Below are 7859 nucleotides of genomic sequence, written 5' to 3' on the forward strand. Positions count from 1 at the left end.
TATTATGCCCCTAAAAATCCGCCAAGGAATTTTGTGAACCTTCTTATCGCAAAATGCGAATTTCGGTTCGGCGGTTGAGTTGATGTAAAAGGTCTCGGGTTTTCTTATCTTTGAATTTGTTGATAAACGCTTCATCAAGCACATCACCTTCTTTCAAGAAATCGTATTGCTCAGCAAGTTCTTTGGTAACCACTCTTGGCACATACTCTCCATAACCTTGTGGTACGATACGTTCTTTATCAAAGCCACCTTTGGTTACGATATACTCTACAGCCGATTCAGCTCTTCGTTTGGAAAGCAAGTCGTTATCTTCAAAATTACCTACTGCGTCTGTATGTGAGCCTAATTCAATTTTCACATTGGGGTTATCTTTCAAGAATACAATAAACTCATCAAGAATTTTAGCCGCATCAGGGCGAATATTCCATTTGTTAAAGTCGTAAAGGATATTCAGAGTGAATTTGGTCTTGTCATCATACTCTTGAAGTTTTAGCTCATAGACAAAAGTTGTATCAATCACAGGTTTGGGAGGCAAATATTTTTCAGGAATTTTCACAAGAGCAAAATCGTTACGAGCCGCAAGGAAAGGTTTTTTCTGATGAGAAACATCAGCTACCACCTTGAAAGCAAGTCTATCATCTTTTACAGGGATAGTTTCTGTTTCTGCTTTATCGTTGGTAAAGAACTCTTGAATTACTTTATCGTTATCATCTAAAATTTTCACGTGAGCATTGGCAAGAGGGATTTCTGTTTCGTCTTTTTTCACACCAATCGTTTTGAACTTCACAAAGTAATTCACAGTACGTTTGCCTGGATTTTTATCAATGAAATAGAAAATATCATCATCACCTTTGCCTTCGGCACGATTGGAACTGAAATAGCCCTCTCTGTCGTTGATAAACATTATGCCAAAGTCATCAAAAGCAGAATTGATAGGTTTGCCTAAGTTTTCTACGGTGATTTTTCCCTCTTTACGCTCTGCTACGAAAATATCCAAACCGCCAAGGCTGGGGTGTCCGTCAGAGGCAAAATAAAGCCTGCCGTCAGGGGCTACATAGGGGAAATACTCATCAGCTTCGGTATTGATTTCTTTGCCAAGATTGCGAACATTGCCCCAAGTGCCGTCTTTTTTCTTTTCGGCAACAAAAATATCGTGTCTGCCTATGCTTTTTGTACCTTTATCATCAGCTTCTCTATCCGAAACAAAATACAAGCGTTGTCCATCAGCCGAAAGGAAGGGCTGAGCGTCCCAAACATAGGCTTTGGGAACAGATTTTGCCGTAGGCTTTCCGTAATAGCTTTCGTTATCGCCACTGCTTACTCCTTCCAAAAGACGAGGTTCAGTCCAATTTCCGTCTTTATCTAGCTCCGAAATATACAATTTCATATTTTTCGGACCTTTCTTGCGATTTACGGAAGCGGCACGAGCAAAAATCATCGTTTTGCCGTCACGGCTGAATGTAGGCGTACCTTCATTTACGTTTTCTTTATGAATATTGGGGTCAAAAACTTGCATTTTTGCCTCTCCCGACTGCAAACTTTGCAAAGGCACATAATAAATACCCAAATTTTTCTGTCCGTTAATATCCGATTCGTGAGATTTATCACGAGAAGCACTCAAAACAAGTTTATCTTGATAGATGACAGGAGCAAATTCAGCAAAATTCGTATTCAGATTTTCAACAGGCTTTACTTCAAAAAAAGTTTGAATTTTCTCCAATTCCTCACGCTTTTTCAAATTTTCAACTTCTCTTTTGGCACGTGCTACATACGCCCTATTTTTGCCTTTTTTGGCGTAGTTTTCGTATTGTTTGAGAGCCTCTTCTACTTTACCATTCTCTTCAAGCACTACGGCATAATAAAATTTGGCATCGTCTTCGTGGTCTTCGTGGTGAGTTTTGGGTATTTTTTTATTATACACTTTGGCATAATACTCCTCTGCTTCACGCAGACGATTAGATTTGCGTAGCGACTGAGCCAAATAAAAATTCACCAAAGGGTCATCAGGTTTTTTAGCTTGTAATTTTTTAAGCGTTTCAATGGCATCTTGGTATTCTCCTTCCTCGTAGTGTTTATAGGCTTTGTTGAAGCCCCCACAAGAAACAAGAATCACAGCAGAAAAAACAAATAAAAAGCGAATAATATTTTGCATAATTGATAAGGATTTTAACACAAAAACAAATTTGACCTGCAAATTACAATTTTTTTTCGCTTTCGCCAAGAAAAATTACATTTTATTTGTTTATGAAAAATTTGAAAGGAATGTTTTAAGGCTTCAATCCACAAGATTTTATTTTTCTGTAAAGAATATCCTATTTCTTTCTTGCTTTTACTCTTCTACAATGAGAAACACGTCTTCGTTGGGCTTTTGTAAAAGATGTTTCTCGCGAGCAAATTTTTCAAAATTTTCTCTATCACCAAAATCTTTGATGTTTTGTTTGAGTGTATTTTGCAGTTCCAAGTAATAAGCTTTTTCTTGCAAAAGACGTTTATATTTTTTCCGCCAGCGATACTGGCTTATCAAATCGTTGGTGTCAAAGAAAAGCATCCAAATCAGAAAAACACTCATCGCTACAAAGTAAAAGTTTTTCATAAATTTGGGAATACGAAATTTTCTTGCTTTTTTTACAATTTGAGCAATTATTTTTTTCATCACCAAAAACTTTTAGAAAGCAATGGTCAAAGTTAAGTCAAATAATGCAAATTCACAAAAAGAATTTTTTGTAGAAGCCAAAGAAGGCAAATTTTTCTTGAATGAAAGTCCTTTTGCTTGGGATAGTGTGCCTATCAACGAAAATACCTTTCATTGCCTTTATGAAAACAAATCTTTTGTTGTGGAAATTGTAAAGGCAGACTACTCCGAAAAAACTTTTGTGCTTAAAATCAACGGGAAAAAATATGAATTTACGGCACAAAGCGAAATGGATTTGCTTTTGGAAAAGCTCGGTATGCAAAAAAGCAGTGGCTTGAAAGTAGGACAGCTCAAAGCTCCTATGCCCGGACTCATCGTAGATGTGCGTGTGAGCGAAGGTCAGAAAGTTGCTAAAGGTGATGTGCTTATTATTCTGGAAGCAATGAAAATGGAAAATGCCATCAAAGCCCCCGCTGAGGCTACTATCAAGGCAATTTGCATCAAAAAAGGCGATAGTGTTGAAAAAAACAAGGTTTTAATTGAGTTTGCATAACTTTTGATGTTTGATAAAGGCTTTAGGGGTTATGAGTTCAAAGTTCAAAGTTCAAAGTTCAAAGGTTCAAACCTCAAACTTCAAACCTCTAACTTCAAACTTACCAAACCCTATTTTTTAGCCAATTTCACTCTCTAAACGCTTGAAACTATGCGATTTTTAGTCATTTTTCTTCTTTTGCCCTGCTGGCTTTTTGCTCAACAAGCTACTCGCGAAAATTGGGGTAGTTACAAAAATGAAATAGAAACGCATTTTGAAAAAGCAGAATATCTGAAAGCCATTGAGCCACTACTCAAAGCAAAACAATGGTTTGAAACCCAAAAACTCACCGAAAGTCTTGAATATGCAATTGTACTGATTGATTTGGGGGAATGTTATTACCAAACTTACGATTTGAATAAATCTGCAAAATTCTATGGCGATGGCATTTTGGCTTTGAGCAATAACAAATCTGCCCCTAAAAATAGTGGAACTTTAATGGAACTTGCGTACATCACTTCCCATTTAGCTCACGTTTTGATACTAAAAGGAGATTTTGTAACTGCAAAGGGCTATTTAGACGGAACTTACCAAAAAGTAAGCCAAGTACGAGCAGAAAATTTGAAAAAAAATGTAATTATTGATACCCTCTTTGCAGTGGCTTCACTTTACAAAACTTATGGAGACTTACATTTTGCCCAAAATGACCTTGCTGGTGCCGAAAAATATTACCGAAAAGCCCTCAATGTAGCTTCCAAAGAAACACGACACGATTTGGTAAGAACGAATATATACGGCTCTATTATTTTAGCCCTTGCCGATATGTACGATTTGCAAGGCTTGCCCGAAAAGCAAATCAAAGAGCTGGAAAGTTTAATCAATTACTATGAAATCAATGTTGGCGAACCTGCTAAAAAGCTCAAAGAATACATTTTGGCACTCAAAAAAGCGGGCGAATTTTACGCTAAACAAGTAATAAGCGAAAAAGATAGCATCAGCAAAGACAATACCAAAGAAAAAGCCGCTAATTATTTGCACCAAGCCCTTACTTTTCAGAAAGAAATCAGTGAAGATAACGCTATTTACGCTGATGTACTTTTAGCCCTTTCGCGTTATTTGCTTTATACCGAACCCAGTCGTACCGAAACTGCTTTCAAACTTGCCAAAACTGCTTATTATCTTTTTCAAGAAAACTACACTCAACCTCACCTCAAACATATTGAATCTGCGAATTTAGCGGGCTTTATTGCTTTGTATCTTAAAAAATATAGTGAAGCCGAAAAACTCTTTTCCCTTGCTCTGAAAGCCACTCCCGTACTCAACGACAAATACCATATCTACTTTTTACATCTCAATTTCAATATGGGTTTGGCAGAAATGTATCAAAATAAAAACGATTTAGCCTCTGTTTCTTTTCTAAATGGTACTTGGGTAATTGAGGAGCAAATCAAACGTAATTTTGCACATCTTACCGAAAAAGAAAAAGAAGCTCTTTACAAAACTTTCAATGAAAATATTTTGCTCTATGCTTATTTCGTAAGCAGACAATACCCGCAAATGAAAATGCTTGGCGAATTGCTATTCAACCTGCTTTTGCATACCAAAGGATTTCTCTTCAACCAAAATCGCGTTTTTTTGAAGTCTATTTTGCAAAGCAAAGACGAAAACCTGAAAAAGAAGTTTCAGCAATGGCAAGCCCTCAAAGCCGAACTTGCCAAAAAACAACAATCTATCAATCTTTCAGAAAGAAACTACTACCAAAGTGGAAAATCTATTTTAGAGCAAAAAATTGAAAACATAGAAAAAGAACTCGCCACCCAAAACGCTGAATTTCAGCAAAAAGTTGTAGATAAAAACAAACAAAAACGCATTGATTGGATTGAAATTCAAAATAAGCTCAAAGCCGATGAGGCAATCGTAGAAATTGTACGCACTTATTCTTTCAGAAATGGCTTTCATCAAGACTCTGCTATTTATTTAGCTTTGGTTATTAAACCCAAAGCAAATTACGTAGAACTTATCCAAATTCCTGATGGCTACGAAATGGAAAATGGAAGTTTGCATTTTTATCGCAACAGCATTCGCTTGCGTAAAAAAGATAAGGAGTCGTATGATGTTTATTGGAAACCCATTACCGAGCAACTGAAAGGCGTGAAACGCTTGTATTTTTGTCCTGATGGCGTCTATCATCAAGTAAATCCGAGAACTCTACTCAACCCCACTACGGGTAAATACGTGGCTGATGAAATGGAAGTGCAAATGATAAGCCGTTCGGCGGATTTGCTGGAAATCAAGAGCCGAAAAGCCCAAAACAAAAATTTTTCCGACTATCAAATGTATCTTTTCGGCTACCCCGATTATAGCAATTTGCCCAATTTGAAAGCCAATAACAAACCTGCCCCAAACAATGCTCTCGACAGAAGTTTTCAGAAGCAACGCTTTTACGACCTGGGTACAGGAACTATTTTGAGTTTGCCCGGTACTAAAAAGGAAGTAGAAAGTATTGCTGTTTTTGCTCAAAAAGTAGGCATAAAAACAAAAGTATTTCAAGAATTGCAAGCCAATGAAGAAAATCTCAAAAAACTGCAAAACCCTGATATTTTGCATATCGCTACACACGGCTTTTTTCACGATGAAAGCGAAGTAGAAATAAAAAATCCTTTGTTACGTTCGGGACTGATTTTGGCAGGGGCAGAACTGGCTATCAAGAAGCTACTACCCGATACGCAAGAAAACGGCATTCTTACTGCCCAAGAGGTACTGGGTTTAGATTTGGAAAATACGGAATTAGTGGCTCTTTCGGCTTGCGAAACGGGTTTGGGCGAAATCAAAAATGGCGAAGGGGTATATGGTTTGCAAAGAGCTTTTTTGCAAGCAGGGGCAAAAAGCATCATTGTGAGCCTTTGGAAAGTTGATGACGCCGCCACACAAGAATTTATGAGCAGTTTTTATGAAAATTGGCTCGTGAAAAAGATGCCCAAAACCCAAGCCTTTACCCAAGCCCAACAAAAAATTAAAAGCAGTGAAAAATACAAAGAACCCTACTACTGGGGAGCTTTTGTTATGGTGGGAGAGTGAAATTTTTCCAAAAATCCCCCAAAAAGGGGGTTGTTCTTTTACCTCGTTTTTCATATTTTGCTTTCAAATTTGTATTGGTATGAAAAAATTTATCTTTTTTCTCGTTTTATGCTTTGGATTGGGGCTGTATGGTTATGCCCAAAGTTGGGAAGAGCTAAATAAAAAAGGCAATGAGCTATACCAAGCAGGCAAGTACGATGAGGCTCTACCTATTTTAGAAAAAGCCCGAAGGAAAGCAGAAAAAAAATTCGGAAAAAAACACGAAAATTATGCCACTGCCTGCAATAATTTAGCCTTTCTTTACTATAAGCAAGGACGCTATGCAGAAGCAGAACCTCTCTACAAAGAAGCCAAAGATATCCGTGAAAAAACACTCGGAAAAAACCACCCCGACTATGCCATTTCCTGCAATAATTTAGCCTTGCTTTACCACGACCAAGGACGCTATGCCGAAGCAGAACCTCTCTACAAAGAAGCCAAAGATATTTACGAAAAAGCCCTCGGCAAAAACCACCCCGACTATGCCATTTCCTGCAATAATTTAGCCTACCTTTACAAAGACCAAGGAGGCTATGCAGAAGCAGAACCTCTCTTCAAAGAAGCCAAAGATATTTACGAAAAAGCCCTCGGCAAAAACCACCCCTATTATGCCCAATCCTGCGGTAATTTAGCCTCGCTTTACTATGAGCAAGGACGCTATGCAGAAGCAGAACCTCTCTTAAAAGAAGACAAAGATATCTATGAAAAAACACTCGGAAAAAACCACCCCGATTATGCTACTTCCTGCAATAATTTAGCCGTGCTTTACCACGACCAAGGACGCTATGCAGAAGCAGAACCTCTCTACAAAGAAGCCAAAGATATCCGTGAAAAAACACTCGGAAAAAACCACCCCGATTATGCCATCTCCTGTAATAATTTAGCCTTGCTTTACTATGAGCAAGGACGCTATGCAGAAGCAGAACCTCTCTTCAAAGAAGCCAAAGATATATGGGAAAAAACACTCGGCAAAAACCACCCCTATTATGCTACTTCCTGCAATAATTTAGCCTTGCTTTACAAATACCAAGGACGCTATGCCGAAGCAGACCCCCTTTACAAAGAAGCCAAAGATATCAAAGAAAAAACACTCGGAAAAAACCACCCCGACTATGCCAATTCCTGCAATAATTTAGCCATGCTTTACTATGAGCAAGGACGCTATGCAGAAGCAGAAACACTACTCAAAGAAGCCAAAAATATCCGTGAAAAAACACTCGGAAAAAACCACCCCCATTATGCCTCTTATTGCAATAATTTAGCCTCGCTTTACCAGGAACAAGGACGCTATGCTGAAGCTGAACTCCTCTATAAAGAAGCCTCTCAAATACTTCTATTCAATGTTCAACGTAACTTTGTAGGGCTTTCAGAAAAAGAAAAAGCCCTGTATCTTGCAACTTTCCAACATAATTTTGAAATATACTTTTCCTTTGCTCTCAAAGCCCAAAAAATAGGTCTTACGGCTTGGCTTTTAGAAAACAACCTTATCACCAAAGGCTTGCTGTTTTTTTCTACCAATCAGCTTCGTCGTAGCTTAGAAAAATCCCAAGATAAAAACCTCAAAGAAACTTACGAAAA

5 protein-coding genes are annotated in these 7859 nt (G+C 37.9%); 3 read left to right on the forward strand and 2 right to left on the reverse strand.

From position 1 onward, the window contains the following. Positions 1-43: 43 nt before the first annotated feature. Positions 44-2152 carry an OmpA family protein gene (locus ACWITO_RS05790; protein ID WP_448529056.1) on the reverse strand — a complete coding sequence of 703 codons (2109 nt, stop codon included), beginning with the start codon at positions 2150-2152 and terminating at the stop codon, positions 44-46. A 177-nt stretch (positions 2153-2329) separates the two neighbouring features. Further along, a complete protein-coding gene (locus ACWITO_RS05795) occupies positions 2330-2653 on the reverse strand; it encodes an FtsB family cell division protein (RefSeq protein WP_448529057.1) in 324 nt (107 codons plus the stop codon). A 22-nt stretch (positions 2654-2675) separates the two neighbouring features. Here ACWITO_RS05795 and ACWITO_RS05800 point away from each other — a divergent pair, with 22 nt between their 5' ends. The 3 genes from ACWITO_RS05800 to ACWITO_RS05810 form a co-directional block, all read left to right on the forward strand. Continuing rightward, positions 2676-3185 (forward strand): biotin/lipoyl-containing protein, encoded by a 510-nt coding sequence (locus tag ACWITO_RS05800; RefSeq protein WP_448529058.1) that lies wholly within the window; start codon positions 2676-2678, stop codon positions 3183-3185. Positions 3186-3335: 150 nt separating this feature from the next. Continuing rightward, entirely contained in the window at positions 3336-6242 is a 2907-nt protein-coding gene (locus ACWITO_RS05805; RefSeq protein WP_448529059.1) for a CHAT domain-containing protein, read from the forward strand. 79 nt (positions 6243-6321) lie between these two features. Then, the coding region (locus ACWITO_RS05810) for a tetratricopeptide repeat protein (RefSeq protein WP_448529060.1) at positions 6322-7859 on the forward strand (1538 nt) is incomplete at its 3' end.

It is taken from the genome of Raineya sp. (genome assembly GCF_053497555.1).